General features: G+C 71.2%; 20 protein-coding genes. 15 read left to right on the forward strand and 5 right to left on the reverse strand.

Annotation, left to right across the window (positions count from 1 at the left end):
• The first annotated feature begins 153 nt into the window (after positions 1-153).
• The 3 genes from IGS69_RS21150 to truA all read left to right on the forward strand — a co-directional run bounded on the left by IGS69_RS21150 (position 154) and on the right by truA (position 2815).
• Positions 154-1176, forward strand: a complete 1023-nt coding sequence (locus IGS69_RS21150) for a DNA-directed RNA polymerase subunit alpha (RefSeq protein WP_003966937.1) — start codon at positions 154-156, stop codon at positions 1174-1176.
• A 185-nt stretch (positions 1177-1361) separates the two neighbouring features.
• On the forward strand, positions 1362-1847 hold the full coding sequence (gene rplQ, locus IGS69_RS21155; protein ID WP_031105230.1) for a 50S ribosomal protein L17: 486 nt from the start codon (positions 1362-1364) through the stop codon (positions 1845-1847).
• Positions 1848-1960: 113 nt separating this feature from the next.
• Positions 1961-2815 (forward strand): tRNA pseudouridine(38-40) synthase TruA, encoded by an 855-nt coding sequence (gene truA, locus IGS69_RS21160; RefSeq protein ID WP_190902077.1) that lies wholly within the window; start codon positions 1961-1963, stop codon positions 2813-2815.
• 7 nt (positions 2816-2822) lie between these two features.
• Here the strand turns inward: truA and IGS69_RS21165 are convergent, their stop codons facing one another.
• Positions 2823-3692, reverse strand: a complete 870-nt coding sequence (locus IGS69_RS21165; RefSeq protein ID WP_190902079.1) for a hypothetical protein — start codon at positions 3690-3692, stop codon at positions 2823-2825.
• A gap of 74 nt (positions 3693-3766) precedes the next feature.
• On the opposite strand from IGS69_RS21165, the gene IGS69_RS21170 reads away from it, so the two are divergent.
• The 4 genes from IGS69_RS21170 to glmM all read left to right on the forward strand — a co-directional run bounded on the left by IGS69_RS21170 (position 3767) and on the right by glmM (position 6820).
• Positions 3767-4078 (forward strand): hypothetical protein, encoded by a 312-nt coding sequence (locus tag IGS69_RS21170; RefSeq protein ID WP_190902081.1) that lies wholly within the window; start codon positions 3767-3769, stop codon positions 4076-4078.
• 217 nt (positions 4079-4295) lie between these two features.
• Positions 4296-4739 carry a 50S ribosomal protein L13 gene (rplM, locus tag IGS69_RS21175; protein WP_010036634.1) on the forward strand — a complete coding sequence of 148 codons (444 nt, stop codon included), beginning with the start codon at positions 4296-4298 and terminating at the stop codon, positions 4737-4739.
• Positions 4740-4781: 42 nt separating this feature from the next.
• Entirely contained in the window at positions 4782-5294 is a 513-nt protein-coding gene (rpsI, locus tag IGS69_RS21180) for a 30S ribosomal protein S9 (RefSeq protein WP_030854572.1), read from the forward strand.
• Between the two features lie 167 nt (positions 5295-5461).
• On the forward strand, positions 5462-6820 hold the full coding sequence (gene glmM / locus IGS69_RS21185) for a phosphoglucosamine mutase (RefSeq protein ID WP_190902083.1): 1359 nt from the start codon (positions 5462-5464) through the stop codon (positions 6818-6820).
• Between the two features lie 79 nt (positions 6821-6899).
• Here glmM and IGS69_RS21190 read toward each other — a convergent pair whose 3' ends face one another.
• Both IGS69_RS21190 and coaA read right to left on the reverse strand, forming a co-directional pair.
• Positions 6900-7835: a DUF389 domain-containing protein gene (locus IGS69_RS21190; protein ID WP_190904583.1), complete on the reverse strand. Its 936-nt coding sequence runs from the start codon at positions 7833-7835 to the stop codon at positions 6900-6902.
• Positions 7836-7867: 32 nt separating this feature from the next.
• Positions 7868-8836: a type I pantothenate kinase gene (gene coaA, locus IGS69_RS21195; RefSeq protein WP_190904584.1), complete on the reverse strand. Its 969-nt coding sequence runs from the start codon at positions 8834-8836 to the stop codon at positions 7868-7870.
• 192 nt (positions 8837-9028) lie between these two features.
• On the opposite strand from coaA, the gene IGS69_RS21200 reads away from it, so the two are divergent.
• The 3 genes from IGS69_RS21200 (at position 9029) to glmS (ending at position 12783) form a co-directional block, all read left to right on the forward strand.
• Positions 9029-10036, forward strand: coding sequence for an ATP-binding cassette domain-containing protein (locus tag IGS69_RS21200; protein WP_190902093.1), 1008 nt, complete (start codon positions 9029-9031; stop codon positions 10034-10036).
• Positions 10033-10848, forward strand: coding sequence for an ABC transporter permease (locus IGS69_RS21205; protein WP_190902095.1), 816 nt, complete (start codon positions 10033-10035; stop codon positions 10846-10848). Before IGS69_RS21200 ends, IGS69_RS21205 begins: the two co-directional genes overlap by 4 nt.
• 87 nt (positions 10849-10935) lie before the next feature.
• Positions 10936-12783, forward strand: a complete 1848-nt coding sequence (gene glmS / locus IGS69_RS21210; RefSeq protein ID WP_190902097.1) for a glutamine--fructose-6-phosphate transaminase (isomerizing) — start codon at positions 10936-10938, stop codon at positions 12781-12783.
• Between the two features lie 110 nt (positions 12784-12893).
• Here glmS and IGS69_RS21215 read toward each other — a convergent pair whose 3' ends face one another.
• Complete coding sequence (locus IGS69_RS21215; protein WP_190902099.1) at positions 12894-13253, reverse strand: hypothetical protein; 360 nt, start codon at positions 13251-13253, stop codon at positions 12894-12896.
• Between the two features lie 156 nt (positions 13254-13409).
• Between IGS69_RS21215 and IGS69_RS21220 the strand changes: the two genes are divergently transcribed.
• A complete protein-coding gene (locus IGS69_RS21220; protein ID WP_190902101.1) occupies positions 13410-13781 on the forward strand; it encodes a holo-ACP synthase in 372 nt (123 codons plus the stop codon).
• Positions 13782-13785: 4 nt separating this feature from the next.
• On the opposite strand, the gene IGS69_RS21225 is transcribed toward IGS69_RS21220, so the two are convergent.
• On the reverse strand, positions 13786-14058 hold the full coding sequence (locus tag IGS69_RS21225) for a hypothetical protein (protein WP_190902103.1): 273 nt from the start codon (positions 14056-14058) through the stop codon (positions 13786-13788).
• A 215-nt stretch (positions 14059-14273) separates the two neighbouring features.
• Between IGS69_RS21225 and IGS69_RS21230 the strand changes: the two genes are divergently transcribed.
• The 4 genes from IGS69_RS21230 to tsaE all read left to right on the forward strand — a co-directional run bounded on the left by IGS69_RS21230 (position 14274) and on the right by tsaE (position 19039).
• Positions 14274-15704 (forward strand): NAD(P)H-hydrate dehydratase, encoded by a 1431-nt coding sequence (locus tag IGS69_RS21230; protein ID WP_190902105.1) that lies wholly within the window; start codon positions 14274-14276, stop codon positions 15702-15704.
• Between the two features lie 313 nt (positions 15705-16017).
• On the forward strand, positions 16018-17184 hold the full coding sequence (gene alr, locus IGS69_RS21235) for an alanine racemase (RefSeq protein WP_190902107.1): 1167 nt from the start codon (positions 16018-16020) through the stop codon (positions 17182-17184).
• 108 nt (positions 17185-17292) lie between these two features.
• Positions 17293-18552: an alpha/beta fold hydrolase gene (locus IGS69_RS21240; protein WP_190902109.1), complete on the forward strand. Its 1260-nt coding sequence runs from the start codon at positions 17293-17295 to the stop codon at positions 18550-18552.
• Positions 18521-19039 carry a tRNA (adenosine(37)-N6)-threonylcarbamoyltransferase complex ATPase subunit type 1 TsaE gene (gene tsaE, locus IGS69_RS21245; protein WP_030854610.1) on the forward strand — a complete coding sequence of 173 codons (519 nt, stop codon included), beginning with the start codon at positions 18521-18523 and terminating at the stop codon, positions 19037-19039. Before IGS69_RS21240 ends, tsaE begins: the two co-directional genes overlap by 32 nt.

The following is a 19039-nucleotide window of genomic DNA, read 5'->3' on the forward strand; positions in this document are numbered from 1 at the left end:
AGGTGCACGGCCGCTTGGCGGTCTGAGGTTTTCGGGCGGTATGGCTCTTCGGGGCCATATCGCCCGTACCCTTGTAACTGCAACACAGATCGGGCTGCCGCCCGGTGGCAAGGGCATCAAATAGTGGGTGCCCCTGACTGAAGGACTCACCACATGCTGATCGCTCAGCGTCCCTCGTTGACCGAAGAGGTCGTCGACGAATTCCGCTCCCGGTTCGTGATCGAGCCGCTGGAGCCGGGCTTCGGTTACACCCTCGGCAACTCCCTGCGCCGGACCCTCCTGTCCTCGATCCCGGGTGCGGCGGTCACGTCCATCCGCATCGACGGCGTGCTGCACGAGTTCACCACCGTGCCGGGCGTCAAGGAGGACGTCACCGACCTGATCCTCAACATCAAGCAGCTGGTCGTCTCCTCGGAGCACGACGAGCCGGTCGTGATGTACCTGCGCAAGCAGGGCCCGGGTCTGGTCACCGCCGCCGACATCGCGCCCCCGGCCGGTGTCGAGGTGCACAACCCCGACCTCGTTCTTGCCACGCTCAACGGCAAGGGCAAGCTGGAGATGGAGCTCACGGTCGAGCGCGGCCGCGGTTACGTCTCCGCCGTGCAGAACAAGCAGGTCGGTCAGGAGATCGGGCGCATCCCGGTCGACTCGATCTACTCGCCGGTTCTCAAGGTCACCTACAAGGTCGAGGCCACGCGTGTCGAGCAGCGGACCGACTTCGACAAGCTGATCGTCGACGTCGAGACCAAGCAGGCCATGCGCCCGCGTGACGCCATGGCGTCCGCCGGTAAGACCCTGGTCGAGCTGTTCGGTCTCGCCCGCGAGCTCAACATCGACGCCGAGGGCATCGACATGGGCCCGTCCCCCACGGACGCCGCCCTTGCCGCCGACCTGGCGCTGCCGATCGAGGAGCTGGAGCTCACTGTCCGCTCCTACAACTGCCTCAAGCGCGAGGGCATCCACTCCGTGGGTGAGCTCGTGGCGCGTTCCGAGGCCGACCTGCTCGACATCCGCAACTTCGGTGCGAAGTCGATCGACGAGGTCAAGGCGAAGCTGGCCGGCATGGGCCTGGCCCTGAAGGACAGCCCGCCCGGATTCGACCCGACCGCCGCCGCCGACGCCTTCGGCGCGGACGACGACGCGGACGCCGGGTTCGTGGAGACCGAGCAGTACTAAGAGCTCGGGCCTTACGGTCCGTACTCGGGTGCGGGTGCGCTGTGCTTGATCGCGCAGTTCCCCGCGCCCCTTCCGGACGACAACCCCTTCGGGGATTGTCGTCCGGATCTCTGACAGACGACCGTCTGCTCAGATACTGACCCCGGTACCTGATACGGCCGGGGCAGACACCTAGGAGAAGTACCATGCCGAAGCCCACCAAGGGTGCCCGTATGGGCGGCAGCGCCGCGCACGAGAAGCTGCTCCTCGCGAACCTCGCGAAGGCGCTCTTCGAGCACGGCCGCATCACCACCACCGAGGCGAAGGCGCGCAAGCTGCGTCCGTACGCCGAGCGTCTGGTCACCAAGGCGAAGAAGGGCGACCTTCACAACCGTCGTCAGGTGCTCCAGGTCATCACGGACAAGAGCATCGTGCACACGCTCTTCACCGAGATCGGCCCGCGCTACGAGAACCGTCCGGGTGGCTACACCCGCATCACCAAGATCGGTAACCGCCGTGGCGACAACGCGCCCATGGCTGTCATCGAGCTGGTCGAGGCGCTGACGGTGGCGCAGGAGGCGACCGGCGAGGCCGAGGCCGCGACCAAGCGCGCCGCGAAGGACAACGAGGCTGCCGAGGCCCAGGTCGACACGACCAAGGCCGAGGACGCCGAGGAGTCCAAGGACGCGTAAGCGTCTGCCGGGGCTGTTCGCGCAGTTCCCCGCGCCCCTGAGGGCGTTGTTGGCGGGCCCGTTCCCTCTTGGAGGGGGCGGGCCCGCCTTCGTGTGGGTGAGAGGATCCTGGGGTGAGTGACGAAGTAGAGGCCGGGCACGTCCGGGTCCGGCTCGATCTGTCGTACGACGGGAGCGAGTTCTCCGGGTGGGCCAAGCAGGCCGGGGGGCGGCGGACCGTGCAGGGGGAGATCGAGGACGCCCTGCGGACCGTGACGCGGTCGCGGGAGACCTACGAGCTGACCGTCGCGGGGCGTACCGATGCCGGTGTGCACGCGCGGGGGCAGGTCGCGCACGTCGATCTGCCGCGTGAGGTGTGGGCCGAGCACCACCAGAAGCTGCTCAAGCGGCTCGCCGGCCGGCTGCCCCGGGACGTCCGCGTCTGGGCCCTCAGGGAGGCCCCCAGCGGCTTCAACGCCCGCTTCTCGGCGGTCTGGAGGCGCTACGCGTACCGGGTGACCGACAACCCCGGGGGCGTGGACCCGCTGCTGCGCAGTCATGTGCTGTGGCACGACTGGCCCCTCGACGTCGACGCCATGAACGAGGCTGCCCGGGGGCTGCTGGGCGAGCACGACTTCGCCGCCTACTGCAAGAAGCGGGAAGGGGCGACCACCATCCGCACGCTCCAGGAGCTGAGCCTGGTGCGGGGCGAGGACGGGATCATCACCGCCACCGTGCGGGCCGACGCCTTCTGTCACAACATGGTGCGCTCGCTCATCGGGGCGCTGCTGTTCGTCGGGGACGGGCACCGGCCCGCCGACTGGCCCGGGAAGGTGCTGGCGGCCGGTGTGCGGGACTCCGCCGTGCACGTCGTACGGCCGCACGGGCTGACGCTGGAGGAGGTCGGCTACCCGGCCGACGAACTGCTCGCCGCGCGCAGCAAGGAGGCGCGCAACAAGCGGTCGCTGCCGTCGGCCGGTTGCTGCTGACGTCCGGTCACTCGTCGGCCGCGGCCGAGGCCTGGGCCTCACCGCGGCGGCGGATCTGGTTGAACGTGAACTGGCCCAGGTCGTCCCCGGTCTTGTAGACCGCGGTGTCCTTGGGCGTCACGTCCTTGCCGGTGGTGAAGCCGGCGTTGGTGAAGTAGGCGTAGCGGCCGTAGGAGTTGCTGGTCGTGCGGCAGAAGCCGGACTCGCAGAACGGCTTCACGCCGCCGCCGGAGAGCGACTTGATGAAGCTCTTCTTGGTGCTCTGCCCCTTGGCCTTGGTGGCCTGGGCCTCGGTGTCGAAGACGGCCACGCCGACCGTGACCGCCATCTGGTCCTTGAGGTAGGTCACGCGTATCAGGCGGGTGCAGTCGTTCCCGGTGAGGATCTTGGGGAGCGTGCCGCCGGCCGCCGAGGCGCAGGTGCGGGTGTCCGCCGTGGGGCCCTTCTTGTAGACCGTCTCGCCCATGGTGAGCTGGGTCCCCGGGAAGAGGGTCTCCGGGCTGAGCGGGGCCTTGTCCTTCTTCGCGCTGGCGATGAAGTCCTCGGGGTCCAGCGGGGGCGGGGCGCTGGTCGGGGCGAACGAGGGGGCCGAGGCGCTCTGGCTCGGGATGTCGGCCGACGGCAGGGAGGCCGGGTTCCCCTTGTTGTCGCCGCCCGCCGAGACGACGGCCACGGCGACGGCGGTGCCGATCGCGGCCGTGGCCAGCGCGCCACCGCCGATCAGCAGCACCCGGCGGCGCTTGTTGCGGGCCTCGGAGGCTTCGGCGAGCGCCGCCCAGTCCGGCGACTGGCCGCCCCCGCTGCTCCAGGGCTGCTGCGACTGCGGTTTCCAGGGATCCCACTGGGACTGAGGTCCCCCCTGCTGCCCATAGCTCATGGGCCGCATCTTAGACGGGACAAGGGGTGTGCTGGTCCGCCCGGATCGGCTCTCCAGCCCCTAGCGTTCCTTCCATGCGCACGGGCAAAGGCGACATCTCCGGGTGGTTGGGGCGACTGCTGCCGGCCGTGCTGTTGCTGGGGTGCCTGCTGTCGTGGCCGGTCCTCGCGGGCGGGGTGTGGCCGTCCGCCGTGGTGGCGGCGCTGGGGGCGTACCGTCGTCCGCGCGGTGGTGGATCCGTGCTGCGGTGGTGCGCCGCGGTCGCCGTGGAGGTGGCGCTGTCGGCGGTGTTTCCGTTCGCGCGGCCGGTGCGGCGCCGGACGCTGCGCAGGGTCGTCACGCTCTGTGCGGTCCTGTACGCCTCGGTGACCGAGCGGCTGCGGTGATACCGCGTTTTGACCCTTGTGGTGTACCCCGGTATTCTGCTTGTTCGTTGTGTATTGGCTTGCTCATTCTCACGGGACGGGCCCTTACACCGGTCCACCGGGCCGATGACCAGCGACCCCACGTACGCGGTATGCGTCGCCGCAGTGCGGTCCAGGCTGTCGTGATCGTTTCGGTGACCAGTTATGGACCATTCACTCGAAGCGAAGGCTACGAACCGTGCGTACGTACAGCCCCAAGCCCGGCGATGTGACGCGCCAGTGGCACGTCATCGACGCCCAGGACGTTGTCCTGGGTCGTCTCGCCACCACTGCCGCGACGCTCCTCCGGGGCAAGCACAAGCCGATCTACGCCCCCCACGTCGACGCTGGTGACTTCGTCATCATCATCAACGCGGACAAGGTGCACCTGTCCGGCAACAAGCGGACCCAGAAGATGGCGTACCGCCACTCCGGCTACCCGGGTGGTCTGCGCTCCGTCCGTTACGACGAGCTCCTCGACAAGAACCCCGAGAAGGCCATCGAGAAGGCCGTCAAGGGCATGCTCCCCAAGAACACGCTGGGCCGTCAGATGCTCTCGAAGCTGAAGGTCTACAAGGGTGACCAGCACCCGCACGGCGCGCAGCAGCCGCAGCCGTACGAGATCACCCAGGTCGCGCAGTAAGTCCGGCCACCCCCTAAGACTGAACAGAATCTGAGGAGAATCGTGGCCGAGACCACTGCCGAGCAGCCGCTCGAAGAGCTTGACATCGACAGCTACACCACCGAGTCCGAGGTCCCCGTCGAGGGTGAGTACACCTCGGAGTCCATGGCCTCCCGCTTCGGTGAGCCCCAGCCGGCCGCCGGCCTGGGCCGTCGTAAGAACGCCATCGCCCGCGTCCGGATCGTCCCGGGCACCGGCAAGTGGAAGATCAACGGTCGCACCCTCGAGGACTACTTCCCGAACAAGGTGCACCAGCAGGAAGTCAACGAGCCCTTCAAGGTGCTCGAGCTCGACGACCGCTACGACGTCGTCGCCCGCATCTCCGGTGGCGGTGTCTCCGGCCAGGCCGGTGCGCTCCGTCTCGGTGTCGCCCGTGCGCTGAACGAGGCGGACGTCGACAACAACCGCGGCCCGCTGAAGAAGGCCGGCTTCCTCAAGCGCGACGACCGTGCGGTCGAGCGCAAGAAGGCCGGTCTGAAGAAGGCCCGCAAGGCTCCGCAGTACAGCAAGCGCTAAACGCGACGCCCGTCCTGGCGACTGGCTTCGCAACGATCGCCCCGGCGGCACGGTTGTGCTGCCGGGGCGGTCTCGTTTACACAACCCCTACAGCCCCCGGACAGTCTCAGGGGGTGCACATCGGGGATGTGAGCCGCATTCTCTTCAGCAATTCGGAGGACACCACTGTGGGACGACTCTTCGGCACGGACGGCGTGCGCGGTGTCGCCAACGCGGATCTGACGGCGGAGATGGCCCTGGGCCTCTCCGTGGCCGCGGCACACGTACTGGCCGAGGCGGGCACGTTCGAGGGCCACCGGCCGAAAGCCGTGGTCGGGCGTGACCCCCGTGCGTCCGGGGAGTTCCTGGAAGCCGCCGTGGTGGCGGGCCTCGCCAGCGCCGGCGTGGACGTCCTGCGGGTCGGCGTGCTGCCGACGCCCGCCGTGGCGTATCTGACCGGGGAGCTGGGCGCCGACCTCGGTGTGATGCTCTCCGCGAGCCACAACGCCATGCCCGACAACGGCATCAAGTTCTTCGCCCGCGGTGGGCACAAGCTCGCCGACGAGCTGGAGGACCGGATCGAGTCCGTCTACGAGGAGCACCGCACCGGCGCCCCATGGGACCGGCCGACCGGGTCCGGGGTGGGCCGCGTGCGTGACTACGAGGAGGGCTCCGACCGGTACGTCGCGCATCTGCTGGGCGTCCTGCCCAACCGGCTCGACGGGCTGAAGGTCGTCCTCGACGAGGCGCACGGCGCCGCCGCCCGGGTGTCGCCGGAGGCGTTCCAGCAGGCCGGTGCCGAGGTCGTCACGATCGGGGCCGAGCCGGACGGGCTCAACATCAACGACGGGTGCGGTTCGACGCACCTGGACAAGATCAAGGCCGCCGTCGTCGAGCACGGTGCCGATCTCGGCATCGCGCACGACGGTGACGCCGACCGGTGCCTCGCCGTCGACCACAGCGGCGCGGAGGTGGACGGGGACCAGATCCTCGCCGTGCTCGCGCTGGCGATGCGGGAGCGGTCCGTGCTGCGGTCCGGCACGGTCGTGGCCACGGTGATGTCCAACCTCGGGTTCAAGCTCGCCATGGAGCGCGAGGGCATCCGGCTGGTGCAGACCGCCGTCGGTGACCGGTACGTGCTGGAGGAGATGAAGGAGCACGGGTTCGCCCTCGGCGGCGAGCAGTCCGGCCACGTCATCATCCTCGACCACGCGACGACCGGGGACGGGACGCTGACCGGGCTGATGCTGGCGGCGCGGGTGGCGCAGACCGGGCGTACGCTCGCGGATCTGGCCGGGGTCATGGAGCGGCTGCCGCAGGTGCTGATCAATGTGCCGGACGTCGACAGGGCCCGGGTGGGGACGTCCTCGGAGCTGGCGTCGGCGGTCGCGGATGCGGAGCGGGAGCTCGGGCAGACCGGGCGGGTGCTGCTGCGTCCCTCCGGGACGGAGCCGTTGGTCCGGGTGATGGTCGAGGCGGCCGATATCGAGCAGGCTCGGTCTGTTGCGGGGCGGTTGGCTGATGTGGTGAAGTCCGCGCTCGGCTAGAACCGGGTCGGAGGTGGGGGGTTCTGTCGTAGGCGGGCCGCGGGTTCGTCGTGGCTTGTCGCGCAGTTCCGCGCGCCCCTCAGGCGTCGGCCTTCTGGCGTTGTCTTGTCCAGAACCACTTCTGGGCCAGCAGAGTTGCCGTGCCGGCGACGATGATGCCCAGCAGGTTCAGCAGGAGCTGCTGGGTGGAGCCCCAGGTCTGGCTCGTGTCGCCGTAGCTCAGGGCCACTGCCGCGTTCGCCGCCGCGGGGACCGTGGTGACGGAGATGGCGACGCCCACCAGCGCGCCCGACTTGGCCGAGGTCAGGGAAAGGGTGCCGGCGATGCCGGCCAGGACCGCCACGACGAAGGAGAACCAGTCGGGGGCGTAGATGAAGCCGGTGTTGGGGCGGTCGGCTTCCAGCTGGGCCTCGGTGAACAGGCCGACCGCGTCCATGAAGAGGCTGAAGAGGACCGTCGTCGCCATCGCCACCGCGAAGCCCACCAGCAGGGCGATCAGCGAGCGCAGGGCGAGGCGCGGCCCGCGCTGGACGATCGCGGTGCAGATGCCGGCGAGGGGGCCGAACTCGGGGCCCACCGCCATGGCGCCCACGATCAGGATCGCGTTGTCCAGGACCACACCGCAGGCCGCGATCATCGTGGCGAGCGTGATGAACGCCAGGTAGGTGACGGAGAGGGTGGACTCCTCGTGCGTCGCGTCGCTCAGGCCCTCCCACAGGACGGCGTCCGCGCCCTCCCCCGGGGCGTCCGCCTCGGCCTTGTCGGCCCGCTCCGACAGGGACAGGTCGATGGTCTCGACCGCGATGGAACCGGTGGTGTCGATGCCCAGTTCCCGCAGCCCGGCGAGCAGTTCGTCGCCCGCCTCCCGCGCCACGTCGCACAGCACCACGTCCCCGGCGGGGTCACGGGCGGCGCCCGGCAGCACGACGAGGTGGGTGGTGCCGACCGTCTTCTCGATCAACCGGACCACCTCTTCGGTCCGGTCGGACGGTGTGATCAGACGCAGATGGAGCATGGCGCCCATCTAACCCGCCTTTCCCACCGGCGTCACAGCTTGCGCAGGCTGAGCCGCTGCACCTTGTGGTCCGGGCCCTTGCGCAGGACGAGGGTGGCGCGGCCGCGGGTCGGGGCGATGTTCTCGACCAGGTTCGGCCGGTTGATCGTGCGCCACATCGTCCGGGCGTAGTCGAGGGCCTCCTCCTCCGAGACCTGGGTGTACTTGCGGAAGTACGAGGAGGGGTCCTGGAAGGCGGTCGCGCGCAGCTTGCGGAAGCGGTTGAGGTACCAGGTCTCGACGTCCTCGACGCGGGCGTCGACGTACACGCTGAAGTCGAAGTAGTCGGCGAGACCGACCCGGGTGCGGCCGTCCTTGCCGGGCAGGGCGGGCTGGAGGACGTTCAGGCCCTCGACGATCAGGATGTCCGGGCGGCGGACCGTGAGCCGCTTGTCGGGGACGATGTCGTAGATCAGGTGGGAGTAGACGGGCGCGGTGACCTCGTCCTTGCCGGCCTTGATGTCGGCGACGAAGCGGGTCAGGGCGCGGCGGTCGTAGGACTCCGGGAAACCCTTGCGGGACATCAGGCCGCGGGCCTTGAGCTCCTTGGTGGGGAGCAGGAAGCCGTCGGTGGTGACCAGCTCCACGCGCGGATGCTCGGGCCAGCGCGAGAGCAGGGCCTGGAGGAGGCGGGCGACCGTCGACTTGCCCACCGCGACCGAGCCGGCCACCCCTATGACGAAGGGGGTGCCCGACTGGGAGCCCTGCTCGCCCAGGAACGTGTTCAGCGCGCCTCTGAGGCCGTCCGTGGCGCCGACGTAGAGATTGAGCAGGCGGGACAGCGGGAGGTAGATGTCCCGCACCTCGTCGAGGTCGATCACGTCGCCGAGACCGCGCAGCTTCTCGACCTCCTCAGCCGTGAGCGGCAGCGGCGTCTTGTCACGCAGCGCGCTCCACTCGGCTCGGGTGAGGTCGACGTAGGGAGTCGCCTCCGGGCGGGGCCGGTGGGCGCTCCGGGGCATCGAGGAGACCGGAGAGATCACAGTCCATTGTTACGGGCGTACGAACAGATGGTGAGGTGGGATCCGTCACGCCTGGTGTTCGACCGGCTTGCTCCTGATGAGGGCTGGTACAGGGGGGAATGTCAGTGGTGTGCGTCACAGTTGTGGGAGAGGTGGGCCCGGTCCGGGGTCCACGAACGCCTGGGGGTACCCATGACGTACGCGATTGAGGCGGAAGGCCTGGTCAAGCGGTTCAAGGAGACCGAGGCGCTGGCCGGCGTCGACCTGGCGGCCCGCAAGGGGACGGTGCTCGGGCTGCTGGGGCCCAATGGTGCGGGGAAGACGACCGCGGTGCGGATCTTCGCGACACTGCTGCGCCCGGACGGGGGCAGAGCCCGGGTGGCCGGTCACGACGTGGTCCGGGAGGCCGGGTTCGTCCGCTCCCTGGTCGGGCTGACCGGGCAGTACGCGGCGGTCGACGAGAACCTGACCGGCACGGAGAATCTGCTGCTCATCGGCCGGCTGCTGGGTCTGCCGAGGCGGGAGGCGAAGGCGCGGGCCGGTGAACTGCTGGAGCGGTTCCAGCTGACCCACGCGGCCGGGCGGGCCGCGAAGACCTTCTCGGGCGGCATGCGCAGACGCCTGGACCTCGCGGCCAGTCTGGTCGGCCGGCCCAGCATCCTCTTCCTCGACGAGCCGACCACGGGGCTTGATCCACACAGCCGTGGTGAGCTGTGGGACCTGCTGCGCGGCCTGGTCGCAGACGGTGCGACCGCCCTGCTGACCACGCAGTATCTGAACGAGGCCGATGTCCTCGCCGACGACATCGTGGTGATCGACAAGGGCCGCGTGATCGCCGAGGGCACGCCGGACCAGTTGAAGGCGCAGGTCGGGGGCCAGGTGCTGGAGCTCAGGCCGCTCGCCGGGCAGGACCTCGCGCGGGCGCACACACTGGTGGCCGGGGCCGCCGGGCCGCACGCCCGGATCGAGGGCGAGATGGTCACCGCCCCGGTGAAGGACCCCGAGCTGATGCCGGCCGTCGTGCGCGCGCTGGACCGGGAGGGCATCGCGGTCGGGGAGCTGGCCCTGCGCCGCTCCTCGCTCGACGAGGTCTTCCTGTCCCTGACCGGCCACCGCGCCGAGCCGGGCGCGGCCGAGGAGGACGGCGGCGCGGCCGTCCGGGAGGATCAGGAACTGGAGAAGGCGGTGAGCCGGTCATGACCGCAACCGCCACCACCCTCACCGCGCCGGTGACCGCGTCGGGCCGGGTGCCTCCTCTGGCCGGGCTGCGGCAGACCTTCACGATGGCCTGGCGGAGTCTGGTCGCCGTCAAGCACAACCCGCTCGAACTGGTCGACTACAGCATCACGCCGATCATGTTCGTGTTCCTGTTCACCTATGTGCTGGGCGGGCAGATGGCCGGCTCGCCCGAGGCGTATCTGAAGTACGCGCTGCCCGGGATCATCGTGCAGAACACCCTGTTCATGACGATGTACACGGCGATGGCGCTCAACACCGACCTCACCAAGGGCGTCTTCGACCGGCTGCGCAGTCTGCCCATCGCCCGCTCCGCTCCGCTGATCGGCCGGATCACCGCGGACCTCGCGAAGCACCTGTGGGCGCTGCTGCTGATGATCGGCCTCGGTCTGGCGCTCGGTTTCCGCATCACCGGCGGCTTCGGCGGCTTCCTGCTCGGCACCCTGCTGGTGGTGGTGTTCGCCGCGGCCGTCTCCTGGAGCGCGGTGCTGATCGGGATGCTGGCCGGCGACGCCGAGAAGGTCCAGGCGTTCGCGTTCACGATCATCTTCCCGATCACCTTCACCAGCAGCGCGTTCGTCGTCGTCGACACGATGCCCGGCTGGCTCCAGGCGTGGAGCGACGTCAATCCGGTGACCCATCTGTCGGACGCGTTCCGGGGGCTGCTGCTGGGCGGGGCGGTGGCGGAGCCGGTGCTGTGGTCGTTGGTGTGGGCGGCGGGCATCGCCCTGGTGTTCTATCCGTTGGCCATGCGGGCCTATCGGGCGAAAGTCTGATCCGGGCCTTCGTACCCCGGTGGGAATTTCCGAATTCGGGCACGCGACGGCCTGTTCGGGGCGTGAATCGACCCTAAGCTGCCGCCCATGTGTGGAATCGTGGGATACGTGGGGCCGCAGTCCGCGCTCGAGGTCGTGATGGCCGGGCTCAAGCGGCTGGAGTACCGGGGGTACGACTCGGCGGGCGTCGCCGTCCTGGCCGACGGCGGGCTGGCGACGGCGAAGAAGGCCGGGAAGCTGCTCAACCTGGAGAAGGAGCTGGACGGCAGGCCGCTGCCGGCCGGCACGACGGGCATCGGGCACACCCGGTGGGCCACGCACGGCGGGCCTACGGACACCAACGCCCACCCGCACATCGACAACGCGGGCCGGGTCGCGGTGGTGCACAACGGCATCATCGAGAACTTCGCCCCGCTGCGTGCCGAACTCGCGGAGCGCGGCCACGACCTGGCCTCCGAGACGGACACCGAGGTCGTCGCGCATCTGCTCGCCGAGGAGTTCTCCTCCTGCGCGGATCTCGCCGAGGCGATGCGGCTGGTGTGCCGGCGGCTGGAGGGCGCGTTCACGCTGGTCGCGGTGCACGCCGACGAGCCGGACGTGGTGGTGGGCGCGCGGCGGAACTCACCGCTGGTGGTCGGCGTCGGTCAGGGCGAGGCCTTCCTCGCCTCGGACGTCGCCGCGTTCATCGCCCACACCCGTTCGGCGATCGAGCTCGGCCAGGACCAGGTGGTGGAGCTGCGCCGGGACGGCGTGACGGTGACGGGCTTCGACGGCCGCCCGGCCGACGTGCGCTCCTACCACGTCGACTGGGACGCCTCGGCCGCCGAGAAGGGCGGCTACGACTACTTCATGCTCAAGGAGATCGCCGAGCAGCCCAAGGCGGTCGCCGACACGCTCCTGGGCCGGATCGACGGGTCCGGTTCGCTGACGCTGGACGAGGTGCGGATCCCCCCGCGGGTGCTGCGGGAGACCGACAAGGTCGTCATCGTCGCCTGCGGTACGGCCTTCCACGCCGGGATGATCGCCAAGTACGCGATCGAGCACTTCACGCGGCTGCCCTGCGAGGTGGAGCTGGCGAGCGAGTTCCGCTACCGGGATCCGATCCTGGACGCGCAGACGCTGGTCATCGCCATCTCCCAGTCCGGCGAGACCATGGACACGCTGATGGCGCTGCGGCACGCCCGCGAGCAGGGCTCCAAGGTGCTGGCGATCTGCAACACCAACGGTTCGACGATTCCCCGTGAGTCGGACGCGGTGCTGTACACGCACGCCGGGCCGGAGGTGGCCGTCGCCTCGACCAAGGCGTTCCTGACGCAGCTCGTGGCGTGCTACCTGGTCGCCCTGTACCTCGGTCAGGTGCGGGGCACGAAGTGGGGCGACGAGATCCGGGCGGTGATCCGCGACCTGTCGTCGATCTCCGGTGCGGTGGAACAGGTGCTGGGCACGATGGAGCCGGTGCGGGAGCTGGCGCGCACGCTGGCCTCGAAGAAGACGGTGCTGTTCCTCGGCCGGCACGTGGGGTATCCGGTGGCGCTCGAAGGGGCGCTGAAGCTCAAGGAACTCGCCTATATGCACGCGGAGGGGTTCGCGGCCGGGGAGCTGAAGCACGGGCCGATCGCACTGATCGAGGAGGACCTGCCGGTGGTCGTGGTGGTGCCGTCGCCGCGCGGGCGGTCGGTGCTGCACGACAAGATCGTGTCCAACATCCAGGAGATCCGGGCGCGGGGTGCGCGCACGATCGTGATCGCCGAGGAGGGTGACGAGGCGGTCGTGCCGTACGCGGATCACCTGGTCCGGATCCCCGCCACGCCGACCCTGCTGCAGCCGCTCGTCGCGACGGTGCCGCTCCAGGTGTTCGCCTGCGAGCTCGCGACGGCCCGGGGGAACGAGGTGGACCAGCCGCGGAACCTGGCCAAGTCGGTCACGGTGGAGTGAGCGGGCAGCCGGAGTGAACGCCGAGGGGCGAAGGGCCGGATGCCCTTCGCCCCTCGGCTCAGCCGGTCGGGCCGTCAGGTGCTCAGACGGGCAGGCAGGTCGCGGGGACCTCAGATGGGCAGGCAGGTCGCGGGGACCCAGCCCTCCACGCTGGTGCTGTTGGGGCCGCCGAAGTACCACTTGTTGCTCGTCTTGCCGCAGGCCGTGTAGCTGCCGCCGGTGACGGGCTTGCTGCCGCCGAAGCAGATGCCGCCCTTCTGGCCCTTGCCCCAGGTGCCGAGCGCGGTCGAGCTCGTCTTGGGCTGGCTGCGGAGGTTGACGGTCGCCTTCGGCTTGACGTTGGTCAGCGCGCTGCTGCAATCGGGCTTGGTCGCCGCGGCGGCGGTGCCGGCGGTGGCGACGGTGCCGGTGAGGGCCGTGGCGAGGAGAGCTATGGCACTGGCCGCGGTCCCCAGCGACGTGAACTTCATGGACTGTGTCCTCCCGTTTGGTGCGATGCCGTTTGCACATCGCGGTCAGCGCGAACTCTATAGCGGGGAGGGACAGTTGAGGATCACGGGGGTCGGCCGGGCGGTGTCCGGGAGTCGTTCGCGCCGGACCGGGCCCGTCACCGTAGGGTGCTGCCCATGAGCATCATCGGGGTCGGCATCGACGTTGCCGAGATCGAGCGGTTCGCGGCTTCACTGGAGCGTACGCCCGCGTTGGCGGCGCGGCTGTTCGTGGCGCGGGAGTTGCTGCTGCCCAGCGGGGAGCGGCGGGGCGTCGCCTCCCTCGCCGCGCGCTTCGCGGCCAAGGAGGCACTGGCCAAGGCGCTCGGCGCCCCGCCCGGGCTGCTGTGGACGGACGCCGAGGTGTGTGTCGAGGACAGCGGGCAGCCCCGGCTGCGGGTGAGCGGGACGGTGGCCGCGCGGGCCGCCGAGCTCGGCGTGCGCGGCTGGCACGTCTCCCTGAGCCATGACGCGGGGGTGGCCTCCGCCGTGGTGATCGCGGAGGGCTGAGGGGCTAGGCCAGGGACCAGAGCAGCGTGATCGTGCCGATGAGGCCGATCGCGCCCAGGGCCGTACCGGCCGCCGCGGGCCACAGCCGGCCCGTGCCCTTGCGGGCGTAGTGCAGGCCCATCGTCCCGAACGTCACCGCGAGGGCGCCGGCCAACGCCGTCCACGGGATGAGGAACGCCCAGGTGCCCACCGCCGAGAAGGCGCCGAGGACCAGGGCCGTGGGGCCGAGGGCGGTGGCGGGGGTGTCCGTGTCGCCGGGTGCTGCCGAGCTGGTCATGTCTCGTCGATCCCCTTTTTGAACGAGTTCAAAACACGGCTCGATCGTACGCCCGGGGCGTCGTCCGTGGGGCAGGACCCCCGAAAACCCCCCGCCGGGTGTGGTGGACGGGTTCCGAGGCATGTGTGGTGCCGGGGGAATGGGCCTGTGTGTGCGGAGAACGGGTCTGCGTGTGAGGGGGAGTGGGCCGGTGGTCCTGCGGGAAACTCGACCGCATGCGTACTGCGTACAGCGTGGAGACGGTCCGGAACGCCGAACGGGAGCTGATGGCGCGGCTGCCGGAGGGGGCGCTGATGCAACGCGCCGCCGCCGGGCTCGCCGCGGCCTGCGCCGACCTGCTGGGGCGGGTGTACGGCAGCAGGGTCGTGCTGCTGGTCGGCAGTGGTGACAACGGGGGTGACGCCCTGTACGCCGGGGCCAGGCTGGCCCGCCGCGGGGCCGGGGTCACGGCGGTGCTGCTCGCGCCGGAGCGGACGCACGCGGCGGGGCTCGCGGCGTTGCGGCGGGCCGGGGGGCGGGTCGCGGGCGCCGGCGACGGGGAGGCGCTCGTCGAGGGCGCGGACCTCGTCGTCGACGGGATCGTCGGGATCGGCGGGAAGGGCGGGCTGCGGTCGGACGCGGTGCCGTTGGCCGCCGCCGCCGGGCGCTCGCGCGGTGCCGTCGTCGCCGTCGACCTGCCTAGCGGTGTCGACGCCGACACCGGCGAGGTGCACGGGCATGCCGTACGGGCCGATCTGACCGTGACGTTCGGGACGCACAAGCCGGGGCTCCTGATCGATCCGGCACGGGAGTACGCGGGGTCGGTGCGGCTCGTCGACATCGGGCTGGAGCTGCCGGTCGAGCCGGAGCTGGAGGCGTTGCAGCACGAGGACGTGGCCCGGCTGCTGCCGGTGCCGGGGGCGGAGAGCGACAAGTACCGGCGGGGCGTGGTCGGGATCGCCGCCGGATCGGCGCGCTACCCGGGGGCCGCGGTGCTCGCCGTCTCGGGCGCGCTGCGGGGCGGGGCCGGGGCCGTGCGCTACGTCGGGCCGGCCGGGCACGCCGTCATCGCGCGGTTTCCCGAGACGCTCGTGTCGGATCAGGGGCCGAAGCACGCCGGGCGGGTGCAGGCGTGGGTCGTCGGGCCGGGGGCCGGGGACGACGCGGTGACGGTGGCGGAGGTACTGGCGGCGGACGTGCCGGTGCTGATCGACGCGGACGGGTTGCGGCTGGCGGACGCGGAGGTCGTGCGGGGGCGGCGGGCGCCGACGCTGATGACGCCGCACGCGGGGGAGGCGGCGGCCCTGCTGGGTGTGGAGCGGGCGGAGGTCGAGGGTGGCCGGCTGGCGGCGGTCCGGGAGCTGGCGCGGCGGTACGGGGCGACGGTGTTGCTGAAGGGATCCACGACGCTGGTGGCCGACTCGGGGGGTGGGGCGGTGCGGGTGAATCCGACGGGGACGGGGTGGCTGGCCACGGCCGGGAGCGGGGACGTGCTGTCGGGGCTGGGCGGGTCGTTGCTGGCGGCGGGGTTGTCGGCGGTGGACGCGGGGAGTGTGGGGGCGTATCTGCACGGGCTCGCCGGGCGGTTGGCGGCGGATGGGGCGCCGGTGGGGGCGCATGATGTGGCGGATGCGGTTCCGGAGGCTTGGCGGAATGTTCTTGGCTGAGTGAGTGACGGTGGCTGCGGAGGTCGCGGTGGCTGTGGAGGTCGCGGTGGCGGTGGGCGGTCGGTGCGGGTGGGTGGGGGGTGCTGTGGGGTTGGGTCGCCCCCTCCCCCCTTCCCTTCCCGACTCCGGGGGCTGCCGCCCCCGGGCCCCCGCTTCGGCCTGAACGGCCCCGTCCTCGAGCGCCGGACGGGCTGAGGGGCTTCGGTCGGCTGAATGGCATCGGGCCGAAACCGAATCGCCCGGCGGCGGTAGCCGGCCCGGCGGTGGGCCTGCCGTCGCAGTGGGGTCCGGGGGCTCTGAGACACTGGGCGCGATGAGCGAGAGAACAGCCACGTCCGCGCCCCTGCGGGCCCGGGCCGAGATCGATCTGGCCGCCCTGCGGGCCAATGTGCGGGCTCTGCGCGCCCATGCGCCGGGCGCGGCCGTGATGGCCGTGGTGAAGTCCGAGGCGTACGGACACGGGGCCGTGCCGTGTGCCCGGGCCGCCGTAGCCGCCGGGGCGAGCTGGCTGGGCACGGCCACGCCCGAGGAGGCCTTCGCCCTGCGCGCCGCCGGGCTGCGGGGCCGCATCATGTGCTGGCTGTGGACGCCCGGCGGCCCCTGGCGCGAGGCGATCGAGGCCGAGTTGGACGTGTCCGTGAGCGGGATGTGGGCCCTGGAGGAGATCGTCGCGGCGGCCCGGGAAGCCGGCCGGCCCGCCCGCGTCCAGCTCAAGGCCGACACCGGGCTCGGACGCAGCGGGTGCCAGCCCGGGGACGACTGGGCCGCGCTGGTCGGTGCGGCGCTGCGGGCCGAGGCCGAGGGGCTGCTGCGCGTGACGGGGCTGTGGTCGCACTTCGCCTGTGCCGACGAGCCCGGGCATCCCTCCATCGCCGCCCAGCTCGGCGTGTTCCGCGAGATGGTCGCGTACGCCGAGGGACAGGGCGTACGGCCAGAGGTCCGGCACATCGCCAACTCGCCGGCCACGCTCACGCTCCCCGAGAGCCACTTCGACCTGGTCCGCACCGGCATCGCCACCTACGGCATCTCGCCCAGCCCCGAGCTGGGCACCCCGGCCGACTTCGGGCTGCGCCCCGTGATGACGCTGTCCGCCTCGCTGGCCCTGGTCAAGCGCGTACCGGGCGGGCACGGCGTCAGCTACGGCCACCACTACGTGACACCCGGCGCGACCACCCTCGGCCTGGTGCCGCTGGGCTACGCCGACGGCATCCCGCGGCACGCCTCCTCGGCCGGGCCGGTCCTCGTCGAGGGCAAGTGGCGCACGGTCGCCGGGCGGGTCGCGATGGACCAGTTCGTGGTCGATCTTGGGGGCGACGAGCCCGCGGCGGGGGACGAGGCGGTCCTCTTCGGGCCCGGGGACCGCGGGGAGCCCACCGCGGAGGACTGGGCCCAGGCGGCCGGAACCATCGCCTACGAGATCGTGACCCGGATCGGAACGCGTGTTCCGCGCGTCTATGTGAATGAGGAACGGGACGGGTAACCAGGACGGGGAACCCGTCACACGAGACACAGCACGAACCTCGGCAACACCAGCACCATCCGACCCAGCAGGTCATCCCACCGGCACCCCGGCGAAGAGGAGCGGTACGTGAGCGAGAGCAGTGCGGAGGTCGTCGCGGACGTCGCCTCCGCAGCCGTCGCGGCCTCCGCCGCGGGGGCGGCGGGAGGCTGGCGCCGTGCGACCGGCATCGCCGGCGTGGCGATAGGCGTGGTGGCCACGGGCGCGGCCGCCGGTGTCGCCCTGGAACGGATGACGGTCGGCCGCGGCATGCGCCAGAAGGCCCGGCTCGCCCTGGACTCGGCCGGGCCGTACGGCTCGCTGCGCGGCATGCCGGGCAAGGCGTTCGCCGACGACGGCACCGAGCTGTACTACGAGGTCGACGACCTCGACCCGGAGGCCGCACCGGCCGCCATCGGCCCGCGCCGCCGGCGGCTCTTCGGCCGCAAGTCACCCGCTCCCGTCACCGTGGTCTTCAGCCACGGCTACTGCCTGAGCCAGGACTCCTGGCACTTCCAGCGGGCGGCCCTGCGGGGCGTCGTGCGGACCGTGCACTGGGACCAGCGCAGCCACGGCCGGTCCGGTCGTGGCGTGGCCCAGGGGCGGGACGACGAGCCGGTCACGATCGAGCAGCTGGGCCGGGACCTCAAGGCCGTCATAGACGCGGCGGCCCCCGAGGGCCCGCTCGTGCTCGTCGGGCACTCGATGGGCGGCATGACGGTCATGGCGCTGGCGGATCAGTACCCCGAGCTGATCCGCGAGCGGGTCGTCGGGGTCGCCTTCGTGGGGACGTCCTCCGGGCGGCTCGGCGAGGTCAACTACGGCCTGCCGGTCGCCGGGGTCAACGTGGTGCGGCGCGTGCTGCCCGGAGTGCTGAAGGCGCTGGGGCAGCGGGCCGAGCTGGTGGAGAAGGGACGCCGGGCGACCGCGGACCTGTTCGCCGGGATCATCAAGCGGTACTCCTTCGCGTCCCGGGACGTCGACCCCGCCGTCGCCCGGTTCGCCGAGCGGATGATCGAGAGCACGCCGATCGACGTGGTCGCCGAGTACTACCCGGCGTTCAACGACCACGACAAGACCGAGGCGCTCGCCCACTTCGCGGAGCTGCCCGTGCTCGTCCTGGCCGGGGTGCAGGATCTGGTCACGCCGAGTGAGCACAGCGAGGCCATCGCCGACCTGCTCCCCGACGCCGAGCTGGTCCTGGTGCCGGACGCGGGCCACCTGGTGATGCTGGAACACCCGGAAGTGGTCACCGACCGCCTCGCCGACCTGCTCACCCGCACGGGTGCCGTGCCCGCAGGGGCTACCGTGAAGGGCTATGGAAGCACCAGCACCGCACAGCCCGGCTGAGTCCGGATCCGTCCAGATCGTCGTCACGTCCCCCGAGCAGATGCGGGAGCTGGGCCGCCGGCTCGCGAAACTGCTGCGCGCCGGTGACCTGGTGATGCTCAGCGGCGAGCTCGGCGCGGGCAAGACGACGCTGACCCGTGGTCTGGGCGAGGGGCTCGGCGTGCGCGGGGCCGTCACCTCGCCGACGTTCGTGATCGCCCGGGTGCACCCCTCGCTGGGCGAGGGGCCGCCGCTGGTCCACGTCGACGCCTATCGCCTCTCCGGCGGTCTGGACGAGATGGAGGACCTCGACCTCGACGTCTCGCTGCCCGACTCCGTGGTGGTCGTGGAGTGGGGCGAGGGCAAGGTCGAGGAGCTGACCGAGGACCGGCTCCAGGTCGTGATCCACCGGGCGGTCGGCGACACGACCGACGAGGTCCGGCAGATGACGGTCACCGGTCTGGGGGAACGCTGGGCCGAGGCGGACCTGAGCGTGCTCGCCGCCTGA

Origin of the sequence: Streptomyces tuirus (assembly GCF_014701095.1) — a bacterium.
GTDB lineage: Bacteria > Actinomycetota > Actinomycetes > Streptomycetales > Streptomycetaceae > Streptomyces > Streptomyces tuirus.

Bases quoted from the DNA above. Each gene is read 5' to 3' on its own strand.
- IGS69_RS21190 (WP_190904583.1), bottom strand. From the start codon at position 7,835: ATGCTCCATCTGCGTCTGATCACACCGTCCGACCGGACCGAAGAGGTG.
- IGS69_RS21220 (WP_190902101.1), top strand. From the start codon at position 13,410: ATGAGCATCATCGGGGTCGGCATCGACGTTGCCGAGATCGAGCGGTTC.
- tsaE (WP_030854610.1), top strand. From the start codon at position 18,521: ATGGAAGCACCAGCACCGCACAGCCCGGCTGAGTCCGGATCCGTCCAG.
- glmS (WP_190902097.1), top strand. From the start codon at position 10,936: ATGTGTGGAATCGTGGGATACGTGGGGCCGCAGTCCGCGCTCGAGGTC.
- IGS69_RS21230 (WP_190902105.1), top strand. From the start codon at position 14,274: ATGCGTACTGCGTACAGCGTGGAGACGGTCCGGAACGCCGAACGGGAG.
- IGS69_RS21215 (WP_190902099.1), bottom strand. From the start codon at position 13,253: ATGAAGTTCACGTCGCTGGGGACCGCGGCCAGTGCCATAGCTCTCCTC.
- IGS69_RS21170 (WP_190902081.1), top strand. From the start codon at position 3,767: ATGCGCACGGGCAAAGGCGACATCTCCGGGTGGTTGGGGCGACTGCTG.
- rplQ (WP_031105230.1), top strand. From the start codon at position 1,362: ATGCCGAAGCCCACCAAGGGTGCCCGTATGGGCGGCAGCGCCGCGCAC.
- IGS69_RS21200 (WP_190902093.1), top strand. From the start codon at position 9,029: ATGACGTACGCGATTGAGGCGGAAGGCCTGGTCAAGCGGTTCAAGGAG.
- IGS69_RS21150 (WP_003966937.1), top strand. From the start codon at position 154: ATGCTGATCGCTCAGCGTCCCTCGTTGACCGAAGAGGTCGTCGACGAA.
- IGS69_RS21225 (WP_190902103.1), bottom strand. From the start codon at position 14,058: ATGACCAGCTCGGCAGCACCCGGCGACACGGACACCCCCGCCACCGCC.
- IGS69_RS21165 (WP_190902079.1), bottom strand. From the start codon at position 3,692: ATGAGCTATGGGCAGCAGGGGGGACCTCAGTCCCAGTGGGATCCCTGG.
- IGS69_RS21205 (WP_190902095.1), top strand. From the start codon at position 10,033: ATGACCGCAACCGCCACCACCCTCACCGCGCCGGTGACCGCGTCGGGC.
- coaA (WP_190904584.1), bottom strand. From the start codon at position 8,836: ATGCCCCGGAGCGCCCACCGGCCCCGCCCGGAGGCGACTCCCTACGTC.
- alr (WP_190902107.1), top strand. From the start codon at position 16,018: ATGAGCGAGAGAACAGCCACGTCCGCGCCCCTGCGGGCCCGGGCCGAG.